24 protein-coding genes, 1 CRISPR repeat array and 1 riboswitch are annotated in these 25,897 nt (G+C 28.2%); of the genes, 23 read left to right on the forward strand and 1 reads right to left on the reverse strand.

Features of this window, described 5'->3' with window-relative positions:
• Positions 1-53: 53 nt before the first annotated feature.
• Positions 54-479, reverse strand: a complete 426-nt coding sequence (locus B3Z56_RS01340; protein ID WP_346878094.1) for a hypothetical protein — start codon at positions 477-479, stop codon at positions 54-56.
• Between the two features lie 306 nt (positions 480-785).
• Here B3Z56_RS01340 and B3Z56_RS01345 point away from each other — a divergent pair, with 306 nt between their 5' ends.
• The 23 genes from B3Z56_RS01345 (at position 786) to cas2 (ending at position 22,314) form a co-directional block, all read left to right on the forward strand.
• On the forward strand, positions 786-998 hold the full coding sequence (locus B3Z56_RS01345; protein WP_346878095.1) for a hypothetical protein: 213 nt from the start codon (positions 786-788) through the stop codon (positions 996-998).
• A 622-nt stretch (positions 999-1,620) separates the two neighbouring features.
• Complete coding sequence (locus B3Z56_RS01350; protein WP_346878096.1) at positions 1,621-2,523, forward strand: conserved phage C-terminal domain-containing protein; 903 nt, start codon at positions 1,621-1,623, stop codon at positions 2,521-2,523.
• Between the two features lies 1 nt (position 2,524).
• Positions 2,525-3,853 (forward strand): replicative DNA helicase, encoded by a 1,329-nt coding sequence (gene dnaB / locus B3Z56_RS01355; protein ID WP_346878097.1) that lies wholly within the window; start codon positions 2,525-2,527, stop codon positions 3,851-3,853.
• A 266-nt stretch (positions 3,854-4,119) separates the two neighbouring features.
• On the forward strand, positions 4,120-4,569 hold the full coding sequence (locus tag B3Z56_RS01360; protein ID WP_346878098.1) for a hypothetical protein: 450 nt from the start codon (positions 4,120-4,122) through the stop codon (positions 4,567-4,569).
• A gap of 61 nt (positions 4,570-4,630) precedes the next feature.
• Positions 4,631-5,416 (forward strand): hypothetical protein, encoded by a 786-nt coding sequence (locus B3Z56_RS01365; protein WP_346878099.1) that lies wholly within the window; start codon positions 4,631-4,633, stop codon positions 5,414-5,416.
• Complete coding sequence (locus B3Z56_RS01370; protein ID WP_346878100.1) at positions 5,403-6,200, forward strand: hypothetical protein; 798 nt, start codon at positions 5,403-5,405, stop codon at positions 6,198-6,200. The genes B3Z56_RS01365 and B3Z56_RS01370 overlap by 14 nt, the downstream gene beginning before the upstream one ends.
• A 4-nt stretch (positions 6,201-6,204) precedes the next feature.
• Positions 6,205-6,999, forward strand: coding sequence for a hypothetical protein (locus B3Z56_RS01375; RefSeq protein ID WP_346878101.1), 795 nt, complete (start codon positions 6,205-6,207; stop codon positions 6,997-6,999).
• A gap of 15 nt (positions 7,000-7,014) precedes the next feature.
• On the forward strand, positions 7,015-7,680 hold the full coding sequence (locus B3Z56_RS01380) for an ATP-binding cassette domain-containing protein (protein ID WP_346878102.1): 666 nt from the start codon (positions 7,015-7,017) through the stop codon (positions 7,678-7,680).
• Positions 7,680-8,207: a hypothetical protein gene (locus B3Z56_RS01385; protein WP_346878103.1), complete on the forward strand. Its 528-nt coding sequence runs from the start codon at positions 7,680-7,682 to the stop codon at positions 8,205-8,207. Before B3Z56_RS01380 ends, B3Z56_RS01385 begins: the two co-directional genes overlap by 1 nt.
• A gap of 9 nt (positions 8,208-8,216) precedes the next feature.
• Complete coding sequence (locus B3Z56_RS01390; RefSeq protein WP_346878104.1) at positions 8,217-9,125, forward strand: hypothetical protein; 909 nt, start codon at positions 8,217-8,219, stop codon at positions 9,123-9,125.
• A 29-nt stretch (positions 9,126-9,154) separates the two neighbouring features.
• Positions 9,155-9,343, forward strand: coding sequence for a hypothetical protein (locus B3Z56_RS01395; protein ID WP_346878105.1), 189 nt, complete (start codon positions 9,155-9,157; stop codon positions 9,341-9,343).
• Positions 9,344-9,583: 240 nt separating this feature from the next.
• The gene (locus tag B3Z56_RS01400) at positions 9,584-10,246 is read left to right on the forward strand and encodes a LemA family protein (protein WP_346878106.1); all 663 of its coding nucleotides are present in this window, start codon (positions 9,584-9,586) and stop codon (positions 10,244-10,246) included.
• 208 nt (positions 10,247-10,454) lie between these two features.
• Positions 10,455-10,541: riboswitch (cyclic di-GMP riboswitch) on the forward strand.
• Between the two features lie 154 nt (positions 10,542-10,695).
• Complete coding sequence (locus tag B3Z56_RS01405) at positions 10,696-12,306, forward strand: hypothetical protein (RefSeq protein ID WP_346878107.1); 1,611 nt, start codon at positions 10,696-10,698, stop codon at positions 12,304-12,306.
• Positions 12,307-12,473: 167 nt separating this feature from the next.
• Positions 12,474-13,088 carry a hypothetical protein gene (locus tag B3Z56_RS01410; protein WP_346878108.1) on the forward strand — a complete coding sequence of 205 codons (615 nt, stop codon included), beginning with the start codon at positions 12,474-12,476 and terminating at the stop codon, positions 13,086-13,088.
• 275 nt (positions 13,089-13,363) lie between these two features.
• Positions 13,364-13,564, forward strand: coding sequence for an HTH domain-containing protein (locus tag B3Z56_RS01415; RefSeq protein ID WP_346878109.1), 201 nt, complete (start codon positions 13,364-13,366; stop codon positions 13,562-13,564).
• A gap of 198 nt (positions 13,565-13,762) precedes the next feature.
• Positions 13,763-14,455: a CRISPR-associated endoribonuclease Cas6 gene (gene cas6, locus B3Z56_RS01420; RefSeq protein WP_346878110.1), complete on the forward strand. Its 693-nt coding sequence runs from the start codon at positions 13,763-13,765 to the stop codon at positions 14,453-14,455.
• Between the two features lie 15 nt (positions 14,456-14,470).
• The gene (gene cas8b / locus B3Z56_RS01425) at positions 14,471-16,204 is read left to right on the forward strand and encodes a type I-B CRISPR-associated protein Cas8b/Csh1 (RefSeq protein ID WP_346878111.1); all 1,734 of its coding nucleotides are present in this window, start codon (positions 14,471-14,473) and stop codon (positions 16,202-16,204) included.
• Position 16,205: 1 nt separating this feature from the next.
• Positions 16,206-17,156, forward strand: coding sequence for a type I CRISPR-associated protein Cas7 (locus B3Z56_RS01430; RefSeq protein ID WP_346878112.1), 951 nt, complete (start codon positions 16,206-16,208; stop codon positions 17,154-17,156).
• Positions 17,157-17,159: 3 nt separating this feature from the next.
• Positions 17,160-17,927, forward strand: coding sequence for a type I-B CRISPR-associated protein Cas5b (gene cas5b, locus B3Z56_RS01435; RefSeq protein WP_346878113.1), 768 nt, complete (start codon positions 17,160-17,162; stop codon positions 17,925-17,927).
• Positions 17,928-17,966: 39 nt separating this feature from the next.
• On the forward strand, positions 17,967-20,510 hold the full coding sequence (gene cas3 / locus B3Z56_RS01440; RefSeq protein WP_346878114.1) for a CRISPR-associated helicase Cas3': 2,544 nt from the start codon (positions 17,967-17,969) through the stop codon (positions 20,508-20,510).
• Positions 20,511-20,519: 9 nt separating this feature from the next.
• The gene (locus B3Z56_RS01445; RefSeq protein ID WP_346878115.1) at positions 20,520-21,014 is read left to right on the forward strand and encodes a CRISPR-associated protein Cas4; all 495 of its coding nucleotides are present in this window, start codon (positions 20,520-20,522) and stop codon (positions 21,012-21,014) included.
• Positions 21,015-21,023: 9 nt separating this feature from the next.
• Positions 21,024-22,022 carry a type I-B CRISPR-associated endonuclease Cas1b gene (gene cas1b / locus B3Z56_RS01450; RefSeq protein ID WP_346878116.1) on the forward strand — a complete coding sequence of 333 codons (999 nt, stop codon included), beginning with the start codon at positions 21,024-21,026 and terminating at the stop codon, positions 22,020-22,022.
• 1 nt (position 22,023) lies between these two features.
• Positions 22,024-22,314 (forward strand): CRISPR-associated endonuclease Cas2, encoded by a 291-nt coding sequence (gene cas2 / locus B3Z56_RS01455; protein WP_343825127.1) that lies wholly within the window; start codon positions 22,024-22,026, stop codon positions 22,312-22,314.
• A 173-nt stretch (positions 22,315-22,487) separates the two neighbouring features.
• Positions 22,488-25,845: direct repeats of the CRISPR family, unit length 30 nt; unit sequence GATTAACTTCAACATGAGATGTATTTAAAT.
• Positions 25,846-25,897 lie beyond the last annotated feature (52 nt).

Raw genomic sequence — 25,897 nt, forward strand, 5'->3', positions numbered from 1 at the left:
AATGATTATATATGCATTTTGAAAAATAAGTGGAAAGTATAGATGATGAATAATTATAAAGTATTAATTCCATCTCTATTGAAAATAAAGTCATAGTAATTTCTAATTGCTGCATCCACAATGGTATTCATATAAACATTAACGTTGGGATGAACAGCTTTAATTTCATTTAGCATTCTAGCAGTGGAATTTCTTATTTTATAACATCTCTGAGTATCAAAGAATTCACCATCTATGGGTGGAGTTATTCCAGGAGCTTCAGTTTTAACCTTGCGATTATCAGTAAAACTATCAACAGAAGGTGGTAGAGAAGTTAGGTTAGCTGTGGATAAATTCTCCCTAGAGGGAGTATCTTTTTCAAAATTAAAGGATGATATGGAAATACCAGTGATGGCCTCACAGATGCCATTAAATTCTTCCAAGTTTTCTTCAGAATTAAATTCATCTATGGAATCATTAATTTTATTTTCTTTTTTCATGAGAAACCTCCTTATAAATTATTTAACACTAACTATATATGCTTTTATTAAGAAAATTCACTAGAGATAAGGGTTTTAAAAGTTTTTGGATAATATTTACTGGGATTTCAATATATAAAATTGTAATCTTATGCAATAAAATCATACTTTCATGTATTTTTATGGAATGTAAAACATTAAATGCATTATAATAAATTTAAGGCATATGAAACCAAGAGGTTGTGCTAAAAAATATTGAAGGTTTGAATTTTGATTTTAAAGGGAAGAATAAAATAGTTGATATTAGTGAGTTGAGGAGAATTAAGTATGAAAGATATAAGGAAAAAGAAATCCAAAGGAATTCAATTAAGTAGGAATATTTTCATTTTAGTTATAGCTATATTACATCAACCTATTAGTAAAGTTATTGAAAATAGAAACCTATTAGTTGCTTTTAATTTAGCTTATTTATTGCTTGCGATATATTTTATTACATTACTTTTGAAAGATATGGGGTATTGTAAAAGTAAAACTCAGTAAGTTATTTTAGCAAAGTTTAAGAAAGTATTATAATTAGTAATTAACATACAGTGCTTATTAGAGAAAGCCTTGAAACCCCCATGAACACAACAAATAGTTAACTATTTTACTATTTAACTAGGTCTATATATTACAATTTAACTATTTTTATATATCCATATTTATATATTTTTATAGGTATATAGTTTTCTAGCTATCTAGTTTCCTAGGTAAAATGTGGTGTAATTTAAGGTGAGATTTTAATAATATAACTTAATGAAAATAAGATTTTTATAATTTGGTTTCGGCCACGTTATTAAAAATAAAAGGCTGTGTATTTCACTAGAATCTTTATGGGATGTCCATCAATATCCACATAGCTTGTATATTCTATCACTGTAATCTTCAACAGAGCCAAAAAAATAATATTGTATAAGTATTTTAGACAGTTCAGGATTAACTTCTGGATTGTCTTTTTCAATGTATAGGAAAGTATAGATTTTTACGTTTTATTGGTTTTATCGTTAGGAATGTGGTGTATGCCACTTTTTTTATTTTTAATAAAATAATTTTCCACTTTTCGTCTAAATTGCTTATTTAGTATATAGAGAGTTAATTAAGCAAGGATAGGAGAGAGAAGATTATGAAACATACAATTATGGGTTTTAGGCAGGATAAATTAATAAAGTTTGGACTAGATATTATTGATGCAAGTATTCTTAGGTATTTCATTGATTTTAAAGAAAGCAATGGAATGAACACAAGGGAGGTAGAGGGACATACCTATTATTGGCTTCGTTATGATGCAGTTCTAAGAGAGTTTCCTATTTTTAGAATGAAGAAATGTACAGTTCAATCTAGATTTTTTAAATTGAGAGATGCAGGAATGCTTACTCATCTGGTTGTGAGGGAAAAGGGAACATACTCCTTTTTTGGCATAGGTGAAAATTATAAGGAGCTTATAACTAGAGAAGTAGCAGAGGAGGAAAACTCTAAGGGTATCTGTGAAGGAGCTAAAGATATGGGTGAAGAAGCTAAGGGTATTGATGAAAAATCTAAGGGTATGATGGGTGAAGAATCTAAGGGTATGGATGAAGAATCTAAGGGGTGTGGATTTAAATCTACAACAAATAATCCCTCTACTAAAGATTCATCTACTAAAATAAATAAAAATCTTCTTTTGGAGAAAAGTGTCTTTGAAATAATAGAGTATCTGAATTTGAAAACAGGAAAAAACTTTAGAAGTTCAACAAAGATAACTATTAGGCTTATTAAAGCAAGGCTTAGTGAAGGCTTTACCATAGAGGACTTTAAAACCGTTATTGATAATATGAAATATAAATGGACAGGCACCAAGTTTCAGCAATATTTAGTTCCGACTACTCTCTTTGGCAATAAATTTGAGACCTATCTAAATCAAGAAAGAAAACCAGAAAAGGAAAGTGACGGGAAATTTAAGAGGGGAAATATGGTCCTTAGTGATGAAAGAAATAAAGCTGAGTTAAAGGAAAAGTTAAAGAATATAGTTTTGAAGGAGGACATGTAGCATGGATATGGTGATGCCACATAGTCTAGAAGCAGAGCAGGTAGTCCTTGGGGTGCTAATTAACGATAAGGATAAAATTTATGAAGTGGAGGATATTTTAAACTTAGAAGATTTTTATTATGAAAATCATAAGGTGATTTATAGGGGGATTTTAAATCTTAGAGCTAGGGAGATTAATATAGATTTAATAACCCTTTCCGAGGAACTAAAATCTAGGGAGGTTTTAGAGAAATGCAACGGTATAACATACCTTTCTAAGCTTTCTAGTTCTGCTGTGTACCTAAGTAATATAAGAAATTATTGTGAAATTATCATGGATAAAGCAAGCAGAAGAAGGGTTATAAAAGCTTGCAGAAAAGCTATTGATGAGAGTCATGGAGAGTTCCTTGTAGACCAGGTGGTAGAAGAGTTAGAGGATAATATTCATAAAGCCTATAGCAGTGCAGCCATGGAAGATATGGAACCCATTATGGATACACTGGAGAGTACCATAAGCCATATTGAAAAAAGATACCTGGATAAAAGGGCTCTTGAAGGTATTTCCACGGGGTATAAGGACCTAGATGAAGTGACCTCAGGTTTAAAATCTGGAGAACTAGTTATTATAGCTGCAAGACCCTCCATGGGAAAGACAGCCTTTGCTTTAAATCTTGCTCAACATGTTTCCAAAGAGGCAAAGGTGGGCTTATTCTCCTTAGAAATGCCAAAGAACCAACTTGTACAAAGAATGCTTTCTGCTAGATGCTTGATTTCTTTAAAAAATATACAGAGTGGAAATCTAGAAGAAGATCACCTAAATAAACTTATCATAGGAGCCTCAGAACTTTCGAAGAGGAAAATTTTCATAGATGACACATCAACTACACTTCCAACCATAAGAGGAAAGGCAAAGACTTTAAAGCAAAAGGAAGGTTTAGATGTGATAATAATAGATTATCTTCAACTCATAGAATCTGTAGGAGTAAGTTCATCTAGAGAACAAGAAGTTGCAAAGATATCAAGGGAGCTAAAGGCAATGGCAAAATCCTTGAAAATCACCGTCATAGCATTAGCTCAACTCTCCAGGGCAGCAGAAAGCAGAAATGATCCAAGACCAATGTTATCAGATCTTAGAGAATCTGGATCCATAGAACAAGATGCAGATATGGTGCTCTTTCCTTACAGAGAAAGTTATTATGACACTGAAAATAAAGATAAAAATAAAGAGGAAGAGGGTGAGGCTCCTAAGGAAATCATGGAAATTATCATAGGTAAAAATAGAAATGGGGAAGTGAGAAATGTAAATCTAGGATGGATTGGAAAGTACCAGAGAGTGTTGGGGCTTCAGTAGATAAAGGCTCTTAAAAAAGTATAAGAATAGACAATTAAAATCCTAATATATTTCGTATCATATGTAAAAAAATAGGTGAATATAGAATTTTAGGTACAAAATTAAGCCTTTCATGTATTAAAGGTTTAAGAAAAATTTAACATAAGATACAATAGTAACAAGTTAGTAATATGTAATTCGTTATATTAAATCTAGGCTAAACAATTATGTAAAAATAATGTGCGCACATTAATATATATTAATAAAATATTAGGGGGAATAATTACATGAAAAAGAAAATTTTACTAAGTCTACTACTAGTAGCTGGACTTGGAATTACTGGATTTGCAACAAATGCAGAGGCTGGAGACATAAGTGATAGACCATTTAAATTTTATTTTAGTATGAAGGGTAGTGTTGCACATACAGAACGTAGAGCAAAATATGATTCAACTTCTGCTTATATGAAGTTTGGTTGGATACAAGATGGTGCAGGCGGATACCATGTAAAAGTGGTTGATGAAAATAGTAATGATTTTTCAAAAACTTGGTGGAGTAGATCTTTTAATGAATATGTACCAAATGGAACAGAAGAGTGGATCCCTAACTATGCTTATGAGGATAGAGGATATGGAGTAAAGGTTAAATTAAGAGGCGAAGGTCATGGAGGAGCAGTATCATCAGGAATTTGGAGTACTGGTGGAGAATGGAGTCCAGATTCAGTTGGAGGAAATTAAAAAAAAAGTTTATGCTATACCAGCTAAAACTGGTATAGCATAATTCTGATAGGAGAAGTTTATGATAAAGATTGAAATAAAAAGAATATTTAAAAGAACATCCTTTTATGTAGCTCTTTTAGTAGGAATAACAATAGCTTCTTTAGAAGTTTTTAGTAATAATCATATAAGATTAAGTTCACAGGATTTTATAGACTTTTCAAATGGAGCTTATAATAATTTAATGTTATATAATATTGGAAAGTATGTACGAATGCTTCAAATGGTATTTCCATTAATTGTTACTGTTGCTTTTGCAGATGCTTATTTAGAAGATGTAAAAAGTGGTTTTATAAAAAATATAATCACAAGATATGACAAGAAGAAGTATTTAATTAATAGGTTTTTGGTAAACTTTGTTGTCAGTGGATTAATTATAAGTATTCCATTGATAATAAATTATATGTTATATGCATCTTTTATTCCTAGTATAGAGCCGAAAGTATTTTTTAGTTCATCAGTTTTAGAACCAAGAGATTTTTTACCCTATATATACTTTAACTTTCCATTACTACATGTATTTTTAAGAATTTTCTTGTTATTTATATATGCAGGAACCTTTAGCAGTATTGCATTAGCTGGTAGTATATATTTTAGAAATAAATATGTTATTACAATTATTCCTTTTATAGTTTATATAGCAATGGATGTTATAATCACTATGGTATTAAACTATAGATATTCTCCAATGATATTTTTATTTAGTCCTACAGGGTATAATCATATATTTATAGCTATTCCACTTATACTAATCATAGCTTGTTTTTCCATATTTATAAATGGAGGAATGAAAAATGAGCTTATTTAATAATTTAAAAAGAGAAATTAAGAATAAAAAAAAATATTTTATTTTAGTTACAATATTTATTTTAATTTATTCATTAGCTTTTTATTTTATGATGTATTCAATAGAAGATAAAGCAGTAATAAGTATTATTTCAACCTTAAATGGACAAGGTGGAATGGCAGGAGCTGTAGCCTTTATATATTTATATACACCTATTTTATTCTTTGGAATTAATTCTCACATAAAAAGTAGTGAGAAGGAAAGCTTCATAATAAAGATGAAGAATCGTAAGAATATATTTTATAGTCATGTAATTTTTGTAATAGCTCTTTCAATCATTATATCTATGCTCATAATATGCTTAGGATATTGTATTGGAGGGGTGTATGCAAGTGGTTTTAAAAATCTATGGCCTAAAAATGATCCCTTATACGCATCGCCACAGTATGGAAATTTAAATGTACTTGAAATTTTAAATTCTATACCAATATATATGGTGATTTTAAAAACCTTTATATTAAAATTCATGGGACTTTCTATACTAGGATTTTTTATTTTAATATTAAGAAGTGTTATAAATAACAGTGGAGTATTAGGTATAGCAGTATTGGTCATTCCCTTTATAGATGTTGAATTTTTAAATGGCATACTGTTTATGGACAAGTTTTCTTTGAGCATAGAGAGTTGGGTTAATCCTAGTTATTTTTTAATAAATATTATATATTTAATTTTCCTTCATATAGCTCTTTATTTAATAGGTAAAGAGATTTATAAGAATAAAGATTTTATAAGTAAAGGATATTAGTATAATGGATAATTTAAAATCATTTAAAAATATATTAAAGTTAGATTTGATTCATGGATTTAATTTTTATAAGAAAAAACTCATATTATTTTTAGCTATCATGCTTATTTTGAATATAGGATATATAGGAACTATAAATAATTATAATGGAAATTTAATGGATTTATTTTTCACTATATATAAAGATTTATGGTTTAATGAAACATCACTAGATATTCCTATAAATTGGTTAATTATAAATGTTTTTTTAGTATTCATTTTAGGAGATTTTATTAGTGAAAATATTAAAAAAGATTCCAACTATATTTTACTTAGAAGCAAAAAAATTTTTTTATACTGGATATCAAAGTGTACTTGGATTGTTATAAATGTGATTTTTGTATATTTAGTACTAATGGGTTTAACCTATTTATTAGGGGGAGCAGCTTTAGGATTTAGTTTAGGAAATAGTAGCTTAATAGATAATGAATTAGCTATTAAAGTACCCCATTTTACTATTCTTATGTCAATGATTACAACATATATATTAACAACCATAGCGTTGGTATTTATGCAATGTACACTATCAATAGTAGTAAATTCTAGATATTGTTTTTTTATAACAACTGTAATTTTAACAATGTCTATAGTATCTAAAAATAAATTTCTTATAGGAATTCATTCTATGGTTTTAAGACATAATTATTTTAATATTGAAATTGGGTTATCAATAACATTTTCAATTATTTATACAATATTGATAAGTGTTATATTGATGATTTTGGGATATAAATTATTAAAACATAAAGATTTTATATAATAATGAGGTGTATTTATGAATGAAAATTATTATTTAAAGGTAGAAAATCTATCTAAAGAAATAAAGAATGCAAGAATTCTTAATAATATAAATTTAAACCTTAATAAAGGAAAAATATACGGATTTAGAGGGAAAAATGGTTCAGGAAAAACTATGTTATTTAGAGCTTTGTGCGGGTTAATAAAGCCCACAGAGGGAAGAGTAGAAATTGATGGACAAGTATTAGGAGAGAATATTTCATTTCCTGAAAGTGTGGGGGTTGTTATTGAATATCCTGGTTTTTTACCAAACTTAAGCGGCTATGAAAATCTTAAGCTTATTTCTGAAATTAATAATAAAGTAGGAGCTAAGGAAATTAAAGAAATTATATCAGCTGTAGGATTAGATCCTGAGGATAAGAAGAAGTTTAAAAAATACTCTTTAGGTATGAAACAACGCCTAGGAATAGCACAGGCGCTAATGGAAAACCCAGAGCTAATAATATTGGATGAACCTACCAATGCATTAGATTCAGATGCAGTATTATTGATTAAAGAATTACTTATCAACATGAAAAATAATAATAAGTTAATTTTATTAGCAAGTCATGATAAAGAAGAATTAGAGGTTTTATCAGATGAAATTTTTTATATAGAAAATGGTTCTATTGTTAATCATGAAATATTAAGGGAGGAGCAGTAATGAAAAAAAGTAAAATAGCAATATTTTTATTAATTATTGTCTTGTTAATATTTGGATATCGCTATTATAAGGTTAATCATAATGTTCCTTTAAAATATACAATGGAATATTACGAAAATGGAAATTATGCAGATTGTGAAGGCCTTGAAGTAAAAATACTTTCAACAGAAGTTAGAAAAACTGATGCTACAAATAAAATCGGAACAGAGTTTATAGAACTTGTAGTGAATTCAGAAATTGTGAACACCACATCTGAGGTGAAAGATGCTAATACTTTTCAAGAATCTGCAATAGTAATAGATTGTTATAGTGCCTATGCAGGCCCTGTAAAGCTAGATAAAGGTGATTTGAAAAATATTCAACCAGGAGAGAAACTATTAGTTACACAGGTGTATACTCTTGAAAAGGAACGATATGAAAAAGGAAAAGAGAGTGTGTATATGTATTTAGGCACAAAGCTATATCCTAATGAAATAAAGGAAAAATTTCATGAAGGCATTAGATATAGAAAGGCACTAAAGGTTTAGGGGGAAAATATGAATAAAAAATCTAAAGGTTATATAATAGCAATAGTATTAACAATAATAGCGGCATCCCTTGTTGTGTATGAAATTAAATCAAATAGAGTTAATCTTAGTATTTTTAATAAGGAAGAAGAAGTTATACCATGGGAAGAGGAAAAGAAAGTAAGTAATGATAACAAGGAAGTAAAATTATCACAAGAAGAAGAAGCGATGTTAAAGGAAGATCCTATAGGTGAAAAAATAAAAAAAAGTTTTAATTATTCTGATAAGGAAGAGATACATTATAAAATGCTTAATGCTGTAGACAATTTTAAGACATGTAAGGGAGAGTTTATTGAAGAAAGGTCCAGTGGAAACTCTCGTATGAAATGCACCTTTGCAGTTGATACAGAAAATAAAACTTCTGTAAGTGTAGATAATTCTGAAGGAAAAGAGCCTATAACTTTAATTTATCATGATGATAAAAGAAAAGTTTTTGATGATAATGATAAAAGCTATAGAGAATTTGAAGAAATTCAAAATAAGAGAAAACCTACAATAGTAAGACCAATTAGATTATATTTAAAACCAGATCTAAGCAGAGCAGACCTTGGATATTTAGGGGTAAGCCAGTATATTATTTCTTCGAATTCACTTCCCCATACTTTATTTATTTATGAAGATTGGGATTATACAGAGTCAACTTTTATACAAAGAGATGTGTATAAGCTAGAAGGAGTAATTGATCCAGCACTATCTAATATGGAACAAGGTAAGTTTTCTTTAATTATGGATAAGGAAACTGGAATAATACTTCAATTTCTATCCTTTGATGATAATGGAAATGTAAAACACAAATTAGAATGTACTAGTTTGGAAGTAAATATTCCAATAGATGAAAGTGTATATAATAAAGATATTTCTGAATATACTAAAAAATGATAAATTACAATACAAATTGAGGTATGAAGATGAAAAAAGAATTCACAATTAAAGTAGTTACTGCTTTAAGTTATGTTAATATAATATGTTTTATTGGAGCCCTTGTAACTGCTTTAGTTGGCGGAATATTTATTGATCTTATTCCACTTGTTTTAATGCTATTTTGTTCTATGGTGGTTACAAAAATCATTTTGGAAAATATTAAAAAGGGTAATTAAGGTTATGTGTTTTTGTTAAATAAACTCACTACATTAATAAATGCAACTTATATCTATGGATATGTTTGGAGGTGTATAGCACAGTTTCAAAAATAATGTCTATAGATATTTTTTTGTTTTTATGGTTCATATTCTTGAAAATCCTTAAGACTTAAGAAAACATGTTTATAAACGATAATTGTAAATGTAGCAATTATGAAAAAATACATGATTTTATATAGACAGGGGGATTTATTAAGGATGAAGAAAATTAAAGAAAGAACATACTTGAAGAAGTTTTCAACCTTTATTATAGGATTAGTTCTCGGATGGTTTGTCTTTTTATTTATTTTTGCCAGTGGAGAAGGTGTAGAACCATTATCAGATTTTCAGGGAAAATTGGCTTGGGCATGTTCATTATTAACAATGATAATTTTTGAATTGGTATCAGAGTTTAATTATTTAAAAAAATTAGAGTTAACATCTGCTTCTTTGAAAAGTAATATTAGTGTATATAAAGAACGGGAAAGAAAACTATTATCTAAAGCTGAAGAAATTGTATTTAAATTTTTTCAACATGAAAGCGATATTCAAAAATCAGTAACTTCTTTAAGAAGTGGAAGGCTACAAGAAGGATATAATGAAGAGAAAGATAACAATGGGTCAGTAATTTCCCTGAAAGATTTAAAGGTAACTGTAGAAAGTTATCCAGATTTAAAATCTGACAATCATATTTCAAAGATATTAAACCAGCTAGAAGAATCACAAAATATTATAATGAACTCTAAAGTACGTTATAATGAATATGTATCTTATTATAATGTTGGTATTGCAAGCTTTCCGGCAACTATTTTATCTGGATTATGGAAGCTGAAACCACTGCAATTTTATGTGGATGATGACATTGATGATATAGATGTATAAGTGATTAGTAAAATAACTTTATGTATATATTAGTATCATATTGAATATTATAGGTGGCAAATGCTGCCTATATTTTTTGTGCTCAACTTTAAAACTATATAAAAAAGAGTCTAAATTCTAAATAAAATGTTCACAATTACTTGACAAAATTGTAACAGTTTTATAACATTTAACATAGTGACCAAAATTTTTTAACAATATATTATGCCATAGATAAAGGCAAATCTATCGAAAGGTAGAGACGCAAAGCTACGGGCCTAAGGTTTTACTAAACTATGGCAGCCAAGTCGCCTAGAGTATATATTTTTGTGTTTTTGTTAAATAAACTCACTACATTAATAAATGCAACTTATATCTATGGATATGTTTGGAGGTGTATAGCACAGTTTCAAAAATAATGTCTATAGATATTTTTTGACGATTTTTATTAATGAAAAGGGGAGTAATGGATGAAGAAAATAAAAACATTTAGTAAGATTATTTTAGTTTTGCTTTTAGTTCAATTCATGTATGCAGCGAATTTATCAAGGGAAGTCAAGGCAATAGAAGAGGATAATTCATCGGTACAAGAATTTATGGAGGTAAGAAAAGAGACTGTAGGATTTGCATATCAGTATAAAGATAAGACTATTGTTAATAACGCGGTTATTTTTGATAACAATATAAAATTTTTTGTTGAAGAAAACGGGAAAAAACATATAAAATCTGAAGATTTTGATCTTATAAGATTTCTGGATTTTATTGGAATATATAATGATAATGCTTATGTAGTTTCAGAACAGAATGAAAAGAAATCTATATATAAAGTAGACCTGAATACATATAAAATGGAGTTTGTAAAGGATGTTCCAACTTATGTAGATGGAAAAGCATACATAACAAATTGCACAATAGATTCAAATGGAGTATTTTGGTTTGAAGCAATAAAAGCCAATATACCAATATATAGTTCAACAGGAAGAATTATAGATTATAATACCAAATATATAATATACAATGATAAAGGATTTTCACATGAAGTCTTAAGGTTACAGGATAGTGAAACAACTTATGATACTTATGGACAACTTGTTAAGGGACCAGATCAAGGTTTGTGGTTTAGCAAATCCTTCAAATATGGTAAAGATAATAAAATTTATAAGATATCAAAAGATAATAATATTAAAGAATATTCAATAGATACTAATAGTTTAATAGAATCTGTAACACCTGGAGTAGATAATACATTGTTTGTAGGCACTAGAGAATTTATAAAAACAGAAAGTGGATATAAACAAGGAAAATTTAATGTTAGGAAATATAAAATAAATAATGATATACTTGAGTTAGAGAGTGAGTATAGCTTTGAAGATGAGGCTATTGGAGTAACATTCGATTCCAATAGAAATTTATGGACAAATGACAACGGTGTCATCTCTAAGTTAGAGAATGATAAGTTAGTAAAGAAATATATTGTTAAGGAACATATGAAAGGTATTAATGTTTATGATGATAAGCATCTTGTTGCATATGGTATGGTAGGGGTAGGATATACACCAATATCTATAGAAGATTCGAATGAAGAACCAAGGGATAATAGCAATACAGATACCAATGGTAATACTGATAAAAATAGCAATACTAATTCAAGTAACAATGCTAATACTAGCGTAAGTAATAATAATAATGTAAGCAATAATACCAATGAAGTTAAGGATAATAATGTTGATTTAAACAATAGGGATAATGCAAGTAAGGGTACTGACTCTTATATCAATAGTAATACTAATTTAAGTAATGGTACTAATAGGGTACAAGAGGCTTTAGATTTGGATAAAGAAACTGCAGCTGTCAGTGATAAAAAAGAGATTTTGCCTACAACTAAAACAGAAGAGAAGAAAGAGGATACTACAGCTGAGGCTGTTGATACTAATACTAGCAAAAATGCTATAGTTGAAGAAAATAATACAGTTACTAAGAAAGACTCAACAAAAAACTTTACTAATGTAATCTTTATAACATTAGGTGTTATATTAATTATTAGTTCTGTGGGATTTTGGATAAAGAAAAATAAAAAATAAGTAGTGAATTTATCCTTTTGAGTAAAATTAATGATATATAATATTATTTATGTTAATATTTTAAATATAATATAAATAATATAATGTTTTTACATAGTTATTATAAAAATTATGTTAAAGAACATAAAAATAAGGCTACAATTAGCTAAATATGGGGGTAAAAATCTATGAAGAAGAGAATTTTAGCATTACTACTTGTAACTACAATGGCAATTACAATGGTAGGCTGTGGTGTAAAGGACTCAGACCATGGAGATAAGGCAGAAAAGAAAACGGAAAGTAACGGGGGAGAGATGTCTTCACAAAAAAATTTATTTGATGTAGAAGTAACACTGCCTGCAGCCTTTTTTGACGGAAGTGATAAAACTACTATAGAGACAGAAGCAAAAGCAAAAGGGGTACATGAAGTCAAAGTCAATGAAGATGGTTCTGTAACCTACATTATGGATAAGAAAACTCACAAAGAGTTATTAGCAAGCATGAAACAGGCAGTAGACGACAGCATTAAGGAGACTTTAGCTGATAAAGAAAATTATCCTTCTTTTGCAGAGATAAAATATAATGATGATTTGACACAATTTGATATTATGGTTGATAAAGCATCCTATGGTGGACTTCAACCTTTTGTAGCAGTAGGATTTTATATGTCTGGGAATATGTATCAAGCTATGAATGGAAAATCTTTTGATACAGCAAAAACCATAGTGAACTTTAAAGATAAAGCTACTGGAGAAGTCATTGAAAGTGGGGATTCTTCAGAATTGGGTAAGGGTGGAGAATAGGTTATAAATTTAAAGGGGAGTTATATTCATATATAAAGAATAGCTATTGATGAAATAAAAATAAATAATATTAGTAAGAATATATTGTATACACCATAAGTGAAAAATTACCTATGGTGTATTTTTTAATGTGCAGATATAGTTCCTAATTAACATTTATAATTAAATTAATGAATAGTAAATAGAAAACTGGCAACAATGATTATGTAATCCATAATAATCATTAATATATATAAAGAATATATTAAGCGATATAACAAGAAAGGAAATAACAAATGAGTAAAACATCTAATGCATTGATGGTCTTAAAAATATTATCCGATGGAAGAATTCACAGTGGAAACGAGTTAGCTAATATAGTAGAGGTAGAAAAGAGAATGATCAGAACTTATATACAAGATTTAGAATTAGCAGGATATTATATTAGTTCAATAAGAGGAAGATATGGTGGCTATAAGTTAATAACCAAGATTTAAGATAAAAAGAAAATTATTTTAACATTAATATAAGATAATCTTAGAAACACAAGGTGTATTTAAATTTAATTTATATAAAGAATATATAGCTTATATAAATGCATTAACCATAACATGAGATGTGATACTATATTGCAAATACCCATATATAAAATCATGGAAATATAGTATAATTAAGTAATAAAAGGAGGGGATTTGGTGAAGGTGTATGAAATAACTCAAAAAGTGTATCTAATTAGAAATATTACAGTAGAAGAGTCACAACAGAGAATAGCAGAATTAATTGATAAGTCATTAACTAGAGATGAAAAATTTTTAGATTTTCATATAAGAAACTGTTTTAAAAATTATTGCTTCAATTCATTCTTTCCATTAGAAAAAGATGGAGTATATAAAGCTGGGAACATATATGACATTAAGATTAGAACAATAGATAAAGAGCTGGCCGATTATTTTAATAAAACCTTAATTAATGAGTATACAGATTTTATTAAAGGATTAGTTGCTGACATTAGGGTTATTCCTAAAAAACATATAGAAAAGCTTTACAACATAACTCCATTAGTTATTAAAAACCATGATGGATATTGGAAAAACTCCTTAACTTTTGAAGACTTTGAAAGAAGAATAAAAGAAAATCTTGTCAAGAAATATAATGCGATTAATGATATAAAAATTGATGAGGATTTTCAATTATATACAGCTATAGAGATAAAAAATAAAAAGCCTATTGCCATAATGTACAAAGGGAAACGACTGTTAGGAGATAAGATTAGTTTAGTTCTTTCAGAAGATCCTATATCTCAGGAGTTGGCATACATGAGTTTAGGGACAGGGCTTGCTGAAATGAATAGCAGGGGATGTGGGTTTGCCAACTATCGTTGGATGTAAGGGAGGTAAGTCGAAGTGCTTAAGGAATGTCTAGAAAGCTTTAAAAATGAACTAAATGAAAAAGGTGATAAATTAATTTTAGATAATTATGTACCAGCAGATGGTACATATATAATTGTTGCACCTAAGGATGATTTTTATGAAGTTAAAGAAGTAATTAATATAAAGCTAGATAAAAAAACTAAAACTATTGATAAGAGTAGCAATTACTTTAGTAAGTTATGTACTTATGATTATAATAGTAAGCTTGTTGATATGAATAAGCCTATTGATGGAAAGAAAATAATTCATAGTAATAACTACTTAAGCTTTTTTGTTAAAAAAGAAAGTTTTTCTAATGGCAAGCTTACAAATGAAATTATAAATGGATATTATGATATCTTATTAAATCCTTATATTAAATATCCTAAATCAAAGGTGAAGGCTCATGACGTTTATAAAAGCCTAGAAACTGAAATTGGTAAAGTTGATACGAAATTAGTTGAAAAGATTAAAAGTTGGATAAAAGAAAATATTTTTAAACTTGGTAATCAATATACAGGAAAAGATTATTTGAAAATTTTCTTTGAGTATGGTGAAGATGACTATATTAGAGAAGGAAAAAGATATTTTGTTCCCAATATATATAACAGTAATGATTTCAATATGAAGATTTCTGGTGAGATATTTGGATTGCCTAATGATAACATGGGGATGAATTCAAAAAAGCCTTATTTAGAGAGTAAGACTAGGAAGGTTAAAGTGCCTTATTTAATTAATAGCGAAGAAGTAATTCTTCAGAAAAAGTTCTTTGACTATTTATTGAATGAAGTTACTTTAGGTAAGGTAAATATATATTTAGATGAAAATGGAATAATAGCATTAAAAAGTGGAGATATGCCGAAGAGAGACTTTGAAGGATTATTTATAAGAATTAAGAAAGGTAAAGAAGTGGAAATCCTAGGTTATGATGTAATAACTAACTATAAACTTAATTTACCTAAAAAATTCAATTTTAAAAATGCTTTAGGGGATGAGTTAGATGATAAGTCCTTTGAATTATATGGCACTTGTGGAAATAGAAAGAGAATGCAGGAAGTCATTGATAATGTATATTTCTCAAAATACTTAATCAATAATTACTTTACTGATGCTGGAGATATATCAATTAATAATGAGGTACTAAAAAGTAATCTACTTATATCTAGAGATGGAATATTTAATTGGCTATATAAAGGTAATAAAAATGGAATTGATAAATTACTTAGTAAGGTTTCCTTAAATCTAGTTAAGGGCTCAATTGAAAGAGGATATTTTAAAAAAGCAAAGGATCAATTTAATTTAAGATGGTCTTTTCAAAATTATTTTAATGGAGGTGTAGATATGGCAGAAATAGTTTATGAAATGCAGAATAAATTAAGACTTAAAATTAATGCAGAGAATACTGGAAAATTTGAAAGTGATGATGAATATTATTTTGCAGTAGGTCAATTGGCAAACTATTTTTTATCTTTAAGTAAGGGAAAAAGCAAACCACAATCTTTATTGAATCCTTTTATGAATGCTAAAAATAATGGGATTATTAAAGAGAAGCTTAGGGCTCTTTACTTAAAGTATAATTACACGATAGAGCAGTATGCAAAGAGATTCAATAATCTTTATGGAATGATTGTTTCCTATGAACCAGAGGGAAAAGTAAATCAAGATATGATTTTAGCAGGATATCTACGTAGCAATTTAGTATATGAGAAAGAAGAGGAGGCTAAATAAAATGGATAAGAGAGTTTATGGGGTTATTGGAATTTCTTCAAAGATGGCAAATTGGAATGCTGATTTTACAGGATATCCAAAAACAACTTCGGATGGAAGCACTTTTGGTAGTGATAAGGCATTAAAATATCCAATGAAAAAGATGTGGGAAAATCAAGGTAATAAAGTTTTATATATAAAATCTATGAAGATTTCAGAGGGTAAAAAAGGAGAAATTACGGTTGTTCCTAGATCTTTAAAAGAAAGATATGAATATCTATTTGGAATTAAGGATTTAAAGGAGTGTAAGAATACCTCAGAGGTTTTAACTAATTTATTTAAAGCAGTAGATGTAAAGAATTTTGGAGCTACCTTTGCAGAAGAAGGAAATAACATTTCAATTACAGGAGCTGTTCAAATAGGTCAAGGCTTTAATAAGTATGAGTATACAAATCCAGAAGAGCAGCAGATACTTTCACCATTTAGAGATGGTTCAAAGGATAATGCAAAACCAGATTCAGAGGAAGCTAAAAACTCTACTTTAGGAACAAAGATAGTTAGTAATGAAGCACATTATTTTTATCCGTTTACTATAAATCCATTAGCCTACAAGGAATTTGTTGAATTAAAAGTTACTGATGGTTATACAGAAGAGGATTATAATAAGTTTAAAGAAGGTGCATTAGTTTCAGCTACATCCTTTGCTACCAATGCAAAAGTTGGATGTGAAAATGAATTTGCACTATTTGTTGAAACTGAAAGTGATTTATATCTTCCTAATCTTTCTGAGTATATTGTTTTTACTAAGGGTGAAGAAAAAAATATCATTGAAATTAAATGCTCAGATTTAATTAATTCTCTTAAAGATAGAGTAGAAAAAGTAGAGATTTATTACAATCCATATACTACAATAATTAAATCAGAAATTGAAGGAGTTAAGGAATATAATATATTCACACAAAAAGAGGTGTAGAATATGCAAATTTTAAAGTTTAGATTATGGGGAAGAACAGCATTTTTTAAAAAGCCTGAGGTAAATACTTATTTATATTTTACTTATGGAAATATTCATAAGGTGGCCTTACTGGGGTTACTTGGAGCTGTAGTTGGATATAGAGGATATAATCAATTTGATTTTAAAAAACGTAACCATAAGGAAATAAAAAATGAATATCCAGAATTTTATGAAAGACTGGCATGCTTGAAGGTTGCTATAGAGCCGACTTGTGAAGGTGCAGTAATAAATAAAAAAGTTCAAGTATTTAATAATTCTGTAGGATATGCTTCAAAGGAAATGGGTGGAAACCTTATTGTAAAAGAACAATGGCTTGAGAATCCATCATGGAATATTTATATACTTATTGACAACGAGGAAGCAGAGAAGGTTGCAGATTATATTTTAAATAATAAGGCAGTATATCAGCCATATCTAGGTAAAAATGATCACTATGCAAATATTTCTGAGGTTGAATTATATGAAGATTGTATTAAAGCAGATAAGGTAGAAAAAATTAATTCTCTTTGCTTTAGAGAAGAGGTGGTATTATCAATACCTGAACAAGAGTGGGGCAATGAATATGAGGCTGAAGAAGTATTTAAGTACCTAGAAAGCTTACCTTTTGCATTAAATAAAGATACTAATCTCTATGAAATGAAAAGTTTTATCTACAGCAATATGAATGTGGAAGATATAAAATCCAAGGATATTTATAGAGTTAAAAATAAGAATATTGTTTTCTTTTAAAAAGGAGGGGAAGCCCTCCTTTAAACATAGGAGGATTTTATGACATACTTTAATAATAGTAATTTAATAGAAATTTCATCATTGATTATTGATAAATATACTTTTTATGCCCATTTAAAAGATGAGAAAAAGGAAACTTTAAAGGAGCATACCGATCTAGTAAATAAGTATCTTAAGAAAATAGTTAATGCAAAAAATATAGATAAGATATTTGAAAACTATGAGGAGAATTGTCTAGAAGATTTAAGTGAGGAGGGAAAGAAAGTATTTAGAAAGTTACTTATTAATACTTTTAACTTCCATGATATAGGTAAGATTAATCCAAATTTTCAGCTTAGAAAAATGACAAATGATATAGGAAATACTAATATGTTTCAAGATGTGCATAGTAAGCATTCAATTTTATCAGCTATTTTATATATTGATTATTTTATCAGTGATGTTGAAAAACTGGATAGAGTTAGTAAAAATATTATCATTGAGTATTTATTTTTAAATGCTTATGTAATTTCACGCCATCATGGTGGTTTAGATAGCTTTGAAAAGTTTTTGGATAGATTCTTAGAGGATAGTGGAGATGAAGCTGAGGCATGTGTTGAAATTTTTTCAAATAATAATATAGATTTCTATAAAAGAGAATATAAGATGGGCATTAAAAAATTTAAAGGAATAGTTAAGTTCTTAAAAGGTGAAAAGGATTTAGAAAGCGCTATTAACACCTACATATATGTTAAACTTGTATTTTCACTTTTAGTAGCTAGTGATTTCTATGCAACTTCAGAATTTATGAGTGGAACTAAGTTAGAGAATTTTGGAGAAATACATGGTATAGATGAATTTTATAATAAATATAAAGAAACAGAAGTATATAATTCCATTAGAAGTTATGAGAATAATAAGTATGAAAAATCAAAGGATTTACTAAAGGAGAGGAATATCAATGTTTTAAGGACTGAAATGTTTCTAGATGCAGAAAAGGAATTAATTAAAAATATTGATAATAACATATTCTTTTTAGAGGCACCGACGGGTAGTGGCAAGAGTAATGTTTCTTTAAACTTAAGTTTTAAGCTTCTGGAAGACAGGAACAGTCTTAGAAAAATTTATTATGTGTATCCTTTCAATACATTAGTTGAACAAAATAAGATATCCATGGAAAAAATCTTTGGTAAAGAAAGTGAAATAACAAATAAGGTTGCAGTAATTAACTCAATAACTCCTGTTAAGATGGAAGAAAAAATAATGGATGATAAGGATGAGGACGGGAAAATTGAATATTATTCGAAGGCACTTTTAAATAGGCAATTTTTAAATTATCCTATGATCTTAACTACTCATGTGAGTTTATTTAATACCATGTTTAATTCATCCAAGGAATCTTCTTTTGCCTTTCATCAACTTGCAAATAGTGTAGTGGTTTTAGATGAAATACAAAGCTATAAAAATATAATCTGGAGTGAAATTATCACTTTCTTAAAGGGGTTTGCAAAGATATTAAACATGAAGGTTATTATAATGTCAGCGACGTTACCAGATTTGAATTATTTAACAGGAAGCAGTACAAATACCTGTAACTTAATTAAAGATAGAGAAAAATATTTTAGTAATCCATTATTTAAAAATAGAGTAACTATTAGTTATGAGCTTATGGATAAAGGCATTGATGAAGTATATAATCATGTGAAAAATAAAAGTTTAGAAGGAAAGAAGCTTTTAGTTGAGTTCATTAAGAAAAAATCTGCTTATGACTTTTTTAATAGATTAAAGGAGGATGAAGAGATACAGTGCAAAGTAGAACTAATATCAGGTGATGATAATGCAATTGAGAGGGAGAGAATTCTAGAATTGGTCACTAAGACTCCTAACATAATTCTTGTTGCAACGCAAGTTATTGAGGCTGGTGTAGATATTGACATGGATATAGGATATAAAGATATTTCAAAGCTGGATAGTGATGAACAGTTTATGGGAAGGATTAATCGTTCTTGTAAAAAGGATGGTATAGTTTACTTCTTTAATTATGATGAGACTAAAGGAATTTACAGGGATGATGTTAGAGCAAATAAGGACTATAGCTTATTAAATGAGGGAATGAAAAAAATTTTAGTAGATAAGAATTTTTGTGAATATTACAAACCAGTATTGAAGGGAATAAGAGAACAATATAATAAGTCCTTTAGTGATAGTAATTTAAAAGACTTTTTTAAAAATAGTGTAGGTAAATTGAGATTTCTTGAAATAGAAAAGAGAATGGAGCTTATCAGTGATGATATGTGGAGTATTTCTGTATTTATTGCTAGAGAGCTAGAAACACAAAATAAAACTATTTTAGATGGAAGAGAAATTTGGGAAAGTTATAGGCCATTGCTTAGTGATAATTCATTGGATTACGCTGAGAAGGAAGTAAAGTTATCAGAAATAAGGGCTCTTCTTAATTACTTTATATATCAGGTAAAGAAATCAGATATTATATATAATGATAGACTTGGTGAACTTTACTATATTGAAGATGGAGAGAAGTATTTTAAGGATGGAAAAATAGATAAAGAAAAATTAATTACAGGTATTGGTGATTTTATATAGGAGAAAGATATGAAAGTTAATGGAACATTGATTAATTATTATTTTCATTGTAAGAGGCAATGCTGGCTTCATGGTAATAGATTAAATTTAGAAGACAATAGCGAAGTAGTAAAGATAGGAAAAGCTATCCATGAAGAAAAGGCAGAACAAGGGAAAAATACAGAGTTAACAATAGATAATGTAAAGATTGATAAATTAACTAATGAATATCTAGTAGAAGTTAAAAAGTCAGATGCAGATGTAGAAGCATCAAAGTGGCAGCTATTACTTTATCTAAAAATACTAAAAGGAAAGGGTATAGATAGAAAAGGAAAATTGGAGTTTGTTGAAAAGAACAAAAGCAAAAATAAAACCTTATATGTGGAACTGGATGAGGAATCAGAAATTAAGTTAGATAATGTTGTAAAAACTATAGAAGATTTGATTTATAAGGAAGAAATACCAAGTGCAATTAATAAGTCTACTTGCAAAAAATGTGCTTATTATGAGTATTGTTATATTTAGGAGGGGGAAATGGGAAGTACACGATATATAACATCTATGGGGGAGCTAACAAGAAAAGATAACTCACTTTGTTTTAGAAAGAATGGAAAGAACGTCTATATTCCAGTGGAAAATACCACTGAGATATATTGTTTATCCGAAGTAACTATTAATACTAAATTATTAGACTTTATTTCAAGTAATAACATAGTAATTCACTTTTTCAATTATTATGAAGGATATAGCGGCACCTTCTATCCAAAAGATAAATACAATAGCGGGAAACTACTTATAAAACAGGTAGAAGCTTTTAATAATAATAGACTTACTATAGCTAAATCCATAGTAAGAACTATTGGAGTAAATATAAGTGAAGTATTATATCATTATTATAAACATGATAAAAAAGAAGTAAAAGGTACCATTGATTGGATAAGAGGTGATTTTAAGGTTAGAGTAGATAATGCTCCAGGAATAAAAGAACTCATGGCTGTAGAAGGAGAAGTATGGCAAAGATTTTATGGTGAATTTAAAAATATATTACCAGAAGATTTTATACTGAATAAACGTGTGAAGAGACCGCCAGATAATCCTATAAATGCCCTTATATCCTTTGGTAATTCTCTTCTTTATACTAAAACTATTTCTGGAATTTATAGAACTCACCTTGATCAAAGGATAAGTTTTTTACATGAACCTTCAGAAGGAAGATTCTCCTTAAGCTTGGATTTAAGTGAAGTATTTAAACCGGTTATAGTATATAAAACTATTTTTGAACTTGTTAATAATAAAAAACTGCAGGTATCTAAGCATTTTGATAAAAAGGTTAATTATTGTTTACTAAATGAAGAGGGAAGAAACATTTTTATCAAGGCCTTTGAGGAAAGACTAGAAAGTGTATTTATTCATCCAAAACTTAAAAGAAAGGTAAGTTATAGAACTGCAATAAAATTGGATGCTTATAAACTAATAAAGTTTATAATGGAGGATAAAGAATTTACTCCATTTAATCTAAAGGAAGGTGTTTAATATAGCTAAAAATTTAAATTACAATTATGCATTTTTATTTTATGATGTAAATGAGAAAAGGGTAAATAAAGTCTTTAAGGTGTGTAAGAAATATCTATCACACTTTCAAAACTCTGTTTTTAGGGGAGAACTTACACCATCTAAATTGATATTATTAAAAAAGGATTTAAATAAGATAATAGATGAGGATGAGGATTTCATATGCATAATAAAACTTATGAATGACAATGTATATGGAGAAGAAATATTGGGCAATCAAAGAAACAATACAGGAGAAGACCTAATTATATAATTTACCAGGTAAATTACTGTATTAATTTCTAAAAGTCTAGTAGTTTCAATAGCTTATACTAATTTTTTTTTAATATATCAATAAAATAAATTTGGCTGGTAAAATATTTTAGAACCTTGATTTTACAAGGAGTTTAGAATATATTTATTTTAGACAATGGCTTGATTACAATGGATTAACTTCAACATGAGATGTATTTAAATGTGCTGGATCCTTACCTTTCCATTCAGCTTGTCTAGATTAACTTCAACATGAGATGTATTTAAATGAAATGAAAATGGTGGATATTATCAATCAATAGTGATTAACTTCAACATGAGATGTATTTAAATGCACTCATATTGTCAGCATTGGCCATTAATGCTTCGATTAACTTCAACATGAGATGTATTTAAATATTAGCGATAAATAGATATAAAATGAGTTTTAATGGATTAACTTCAACATGAGATGTATTTAAATGAGGTTGGTGGCATTATATTAGAAACATTAGCACCTAGATTAACTTCAACATGAGATGTATTTAAATTCAAATAGATCCGTAACTATCTTTATCCATTTTACGATTAACTTCAACATGAGATGTATTTAAATATATATAAATGCATTAAAAAAGTAAGCAGATAACGATTAACTTCAACATGAGATGTATTTAAATTACATATCTAACTCTGAATAGAGGACTGATAAATTAGATTAACTTCAACATGAGATGTATTTAAATTTTCATATATTCTCTTAGTTGACATTGTCGAAATGGATTAACTTCAACATGAGATGTATTTAAATAAAGGAGGATAGTAATGTTTACAAATGAGATTTTAGATTAACTTCAACATGAGATGTATTTAAATATCTGCTTTAAGAACTGCCCCTTAGTTACTGTTGCGATTAACTTCAACATGAGATGTATTTAAATATCCAAAGAATACTTTCCAGTACTACTTATATGGGCGATTAACTTCAACATGAGATGTATTTAAATACTTTATTATATCATCTAAGGTATACTTGATCTCCTGATTAACTTCAACATGAGATGTATTTAAATCCTCATTTATCGTAGCACTCACTTTGAAAAGTGCTAGATTAACTTCAACATGAGATGTATTTAAATAATCAAAAATACTAAAACTAGTCTTGTTATATACTTGATTAACTTCAACATGAGATGTATTTAAATTACATATTGGCTCTTGTTTCCGTTTCTAAAGTTGCGATTAACTTCAACATGAGATGTATTTAAATTTTTCCATAATCAAATTTTTAGTGAGGAATCCTTGTGATTAACTTCAACATGAGATGTATTTAAATTCAGATAAAATTACTTGATATGTGTTGTTGCCATCCTGATTAACTTCAACATGAGATGTATTTAAATGTGGCTCTGTTGCTACTTTAGAGAAATATATTTCTGATTAACTTCAACATGAGATGTATTTAAATGATTTACCACAAGCAAATTTTGCGGGGAATGATTATGATTAACTTCAACATGAGATGTATTTAAATATAGTTTCAAGTGGCTTTGCTGACAAAGATGTTAGATTAACTTCAACATGAGATGTATTTAAATATGCTTGGTTCAGCAATGGCGTTGAGTAATCCTGGATTAACTTCAACATGAGATGTATTTAAATGTAATTCCTTGCCATGATAAAAAGGCTTGTCTTAATGATTAACTTCAACATGAGATGTATTTAAATGAATATAGAAAAGAAATATGAAATTAAAATATTAGGATTAACTTCAACATGAGATGTATTTAAATACTAAAACAGCCGTAAATATAAAAGGCGTGATAAGATTAACTTCAACATGAGATGTATTTAAATGAATTAATTATGCTTTCTTTAGAGCCATATTTAAGATTAACTTCAACATGAGATGTATTTAAATACAACTAATGAAAGAACTTTTGAAAATGAAAATGGATTAACTTCAACATGAGATGTATTTAAATTATATTATTATCTGTCATTTTGGGTCTTATATTAACGATTAACTTCAACATGAGATGTATTTAAATGCGAATACAAGATGACTTTGACGAACGAGAAGGAAGATTAACTTCAACATGAGATGTATTTAAATTGGATGAATGGAATAGAAATATTGAATATGAACATGATTAACTTCAACATGAGATGTATTTAAATGCGTCATTCGACATCGAAACAACCACCATTGATGGATTAACTTCAACATGAGATGTATTTAAATGTTCTAATATACATAGAAGTATTACATTTATCAATGATTAACTTCAACATGAGATGTATTTAAATTAGAATTGGTCGAGCGGTTCAACATTTTCAATATTAGATTAACTTCAACATGAGATGTATTTAAATAGGGTTTGCACGTTTTGCGTGAGTACAGATGTTCGATTAACTTCAACATGAGATGTATTTAAATCATTCTTGAGATATTTCTTTAATTGGCTTATCTAATGATTAACTTCAACATGAGATGTATTTAAATAAACAAATGTCTTTCATAATTTTAACCACCTTCTTGATTAACTTCAACATGAGATGTATTTAAATACAGTATAAGATATTTCATTTTTAAATCCAGTAGGATTAACTTCAACATGAGATGTATTTAAATTGAAGTTAGTGTGTGTACTTTTCCTGCATATGAAGGATTAACTTCAACATGAGATGTATTTAAATCAGAGTTAAATGAGAGTCCATCAGCACAAACTACATGATTAACTTCAACATGAGATGTATTTAAATATAGACAACACTTCTTACTACACCCAAGAGGAGTAAAGATTAACTTCAACATGAGATGTATTTAAATGATGGACGAGGAAGTTAGAAATGCAATTAAGAATAGGATTAACTTCAACATGAGATGTATTTAAATCCCTACAGGCTATCAGACCTAGAAGGTGCTTTTGGATTAACTTCAACATGAGATGTATTTAAATTGCAGTTCAAACTGAAATGGGAATTACAGGAACGACGATTAACTTCAACATGAGATGTATTTAAATAGATTGAGAAAGGCAAGGTGGTCTAAATATCTCGTTGATTAACTTCAACATGAGATGTATTTAAATTAAAACTTTGTCCCTTCTACTTAAATAAATTCTTTAGATTAACTTCAACATGAGATGTATTTAAATGTAAAAACTGATATGATGATTGGAATTGCAGTAGTGATTAACTTCAACATGAGATGTATTTAAATGCGGCAGATAACCAGGGGTATGATGGAACATTATCTGATTAACTTCAACATGAGATGTATTTAAATTCAATCGTCTTTACTTTATCCTTAACCATGTATTTAGATTAACTTCAACATGAGATGTATTTAAATATATATGAATGGTTTACACCTTCATAGGATTCACTGATTAACTTCAACATGAGATGTATTTAAATGCCTTACAATTAGATACTAATGCTAACACTACTGGATTAACTTCAACATGAGATGTATTTAAATATAATTCTCTTTACTTTAAGTTGTTGCTGCATGTCTGATTAACTTCAACATGAGATGTATTTAAATGTGTTCTTGAGTATAGCTCCAATTACTAATAATACGATTAACTTCAACATGA

Source organism: Clostridium sp. UBA7791, from assembly GCF_002480755.1.
Lineage (GTDB): Bacteria > Bacillota > Clostridia > Clostridiales > Clostridiaceae > Clostridium_J > Clostridium_J sulfidigenes.

Excerpts from the sequence above, each read along its gene's own strand:
- dnaB (WP_346878097.1), top strand. The coding sequence starts at position 2,525 with ATGGATATGGTGATGCCACATAGTCTAGAAGCAGAGCAGGTAGTCCTT.
- B3Z56_RS01445 (WP_346878115.1), top strand. The coding sequence starts at position 20,520 with ATGAAAGTTAATGGAACATTGATTAATTATTATTTTCATTGTAAGAGG.
- B3Z56_RS01350 (WP_346878096.1), top strand. The coding sequence starts at position 1,621 with ATGAAACATACAATTATGGGTTTTAGGCAGGATAAATTAATAAAGTTT.
- B3Z56_RS01400 (WP_346878106.1), top strand. The coding sequence starts at position 9,584 with ATGAAGAAAATTAAAGAAAGAACATACTTGAAGAAGTTTTCAACCTTT.
- B3Z56_RS01340 (WP_346878094.1), bottom strand. The coding sequence starts at position 479 with ATGAAAAAAGAAAATAAAATTAATGATTCCATAGATGAATTTAATTCT.
- B3Z56_RS01360 (WP_346878098.1), top strand. The coding sequence starts at position 4,120 with ATGAAAAAGAAAATTTTACTAAGTCTACTACTAGTAGCTGGACTTGGA.
- B3Z56_RS01405 (WP_346878107.1), top strand. The coding sequence starts at position 10,696 with ATGAAGAAAATAAAAACATTTAGTAAGATTATTTTAGTTTTGCTTTTA.
- cas3 (WP_346878114.1), top strand. The coding sequence starts at position 17,967 with ATGACATACTTTAATAATAGTAATTTAATAGAAATTTCATCATTGATT.
- B3Z56_RS01430 (WP_346878112.1), top strand. The coding sequence starts at position 16,206 with ATGGATAAGAGAGTTTATGGGGTTATTGGAATTTCTTCAAAGATGGCA.
- B3Z56_RS01410 (WP_346878108.1), top strand. The coding sequence starts at position 12,474 with ATGAAGAAGAGAATTTTAGCATTACTACTTGTAACTACAATGGCAATT.
- B3Z56_RS01380 (WP_346878102.1), top strand. The coding sequence starts at position 7,015 with ATGAATGAAAATTATTATTTAAAGGTAGAAAATCTATCTAAAGAAATA.
- B3Z56_RS01385 (WP_346878103.1), top strand. The coding sequence starts at position 7,680 with ATGAAAAAAAGTAAAATAGCAATATTTTTATTAATTATTGTCTTGTTA.
- B3Z56_RS01395 (WP_346878105.1), top strand. The coding sequence starts at position 9,155 with ATGAAAAAAGAATTCACAATTAAAGTAGTTACTGCTTTAAGTTATGTT.
- B3Z56_RS01365 (WP_346878099.1), top strand. The coding sequence starts at position 4,631 with ATGATAAAGATTGAAATAAAAAGAATATTTAAAAGAACATCCTTTTAT.
- B3Z56_RS01345 (WP_346878095.1), top strand. The coding sequence starts at position 786 with ATGAAAGATATAAGGAAAAAGAAATCCAAAGGAATTCAATTAAGTAGG.
- B3Z56_RS01370 (WP_346878100.1), top strand. The coding sequence starts at position 5,403 with ATGAGCTTATTTAATAATTTAAAAAGAGAAATTAAGAATAAAAAAAAA.
- B3Z56_RS01390 (WP_346878104.1), top strand. The coding sequence starts at position 8,217 with ATGAATAAAAAATCTAAAGGTTATATAATAGCAATAGTATTAACAATA.
- B3Z56_RS01375 (WP_346878101.1), top strand. The coding sequence starts at position 6,205 with ATGGATAATTTAAAATCATTTAAAAATATATTAAAGTTAGATTTGATT.
- cas1b (WP_346878116.1), top strand. The coding sequence starts at position 21,024 with ATGGGAAGTACACGATATATAACATCTATGGGGGAGCTAACAAGAAAA.
- B3Z56_RS01415 (WP_346878109.1), top strand. The coding sequence starts at position 13,364 with ATGAGTAAAACATCTAATGCATTGATGGTCTTAAAAATATTATCCGAT.
- cas5b (WP_346878113.1), top strand. The coding sequence starts at position 17,160 with ATGCAAATTTTAAAGTTTAGATTATGGGGAAGAACAGCATTTTTTAAA.